Origin of the sequence: Streptomyces sp. NPDC127092 (assembly GCF_042722475.1) — a bacterium.
Lineage (GTDB): Bacteria > Actinomycetota > Actinomycetes > Streptomycetales > Streptomycetaceae > Streptomyces.
Genome location: NZ_JBHXFE010000405.1, coordinates 1 through 1,060, shown reverse-complemented (window position 1 = coordinate 1,060; position 1,060 = coordinate 1). Strand labels below are relative to the sequence as shown.

The 1,060-nt window shown below is 65.7% G+C and carries 1 protein-coding gene; it reads right to left on the bottom strand.

The features are described 5' to 3' along the window. Positions 1–207 precede the first annotated feature (207 nt). On the bottom strand, positions 208–1,060 hold an 853-nt coding region (locus ACFWJO_RS40845; RefSeq protein WP_386873471.1), incomplete at its 5' end, for an Lrp/AsnC family transcriptional regulator.

Below are 1,060 nucleotides of genomic sequence, written 5' to 3'. Positions count from 1 at the left end.
GTGTCAAGGGGGAGAAGAGATTCACAGATATTGGTCTTTCCGTAGGCGTGTTCGGCAGCGCCGTTCTCGGTGCGGCCGCGCAGGATCGGGATCCACTGGGGGAACGGGCGTACGGGCCGCGCTATTCCGACTCGAGACGGCCGTCACTGTGCGGGCACACCGGCCTTGGACCTGAAATGCCGAGTACCGAGGAGAGTTGGTCTGCTGTTACCCGAGGTCGCCGGCCAGCACGCGGCTCTGCTTCAGGGTCTCGAGAATCAGTGAGCTCTCCAGCAGGTCGACGTGCTCGAGCCACTCGGCTTCGAGCATCAGCTCCCGCAGGGCTTCCTTCGACGGCAGCCGGAAGTCCGCGACGATCTGGTGAGCGCCCATGATGATCGCCGCGTATCGGAGGAACGGCTGAGCGGCGAGTGCCTCGGCGACCGCCGACACCTTCGACGGTTTCGCCCGGATCCACAGCAACGCGGCAACGGGGAGGCCGATCAACGCCGGGTCGAACACCGCGCGGAACGTGAGCAGCCCGGACTGCCGCATCCTGTCGATGCGCCGTTTGACGGTCTGTTCGGAGATCCCGACGAGCCGGGACAGTTCCTCGAAGCTCGCGCGGCCGTTCTCGACGACCAGCCCCACGAGCGCCTTGTCTTCCCGGTCGAGAACCACCGGGTCGGTGAACTGTGGCCAGCGGGTCTTCGGGATTCGTCGTATTTCGGCGGTCTGCGTGACGGTAAGGATTCCCGGTTCCCAGTCGTGAAGCGTACGTATGTATTCGAGCACCGGCGAGATGTCCATCTGCAGAAATCCCGACGGCGTCGCCATCTCCTGCAGGAAGAGGCGGGACTGCCGCCGGCGCGGAGCCCAGATGTCGGCGTAGCAGTGCTGCGGCCCCGACAGGACGTAGACCGTCACGCTCTCCGGTCGGTGCGCGAGCGCGACGGCCGCCGTCAATGTGCTGTCCGGGCGGCACCGGCCGTGAACGATGAACGGATCGGAATCCGCCGTGCGATGCGGGTCCGCCATTCCACGGATTTCCACCATCCCCGACTCCAGCAGTCGCGAACCT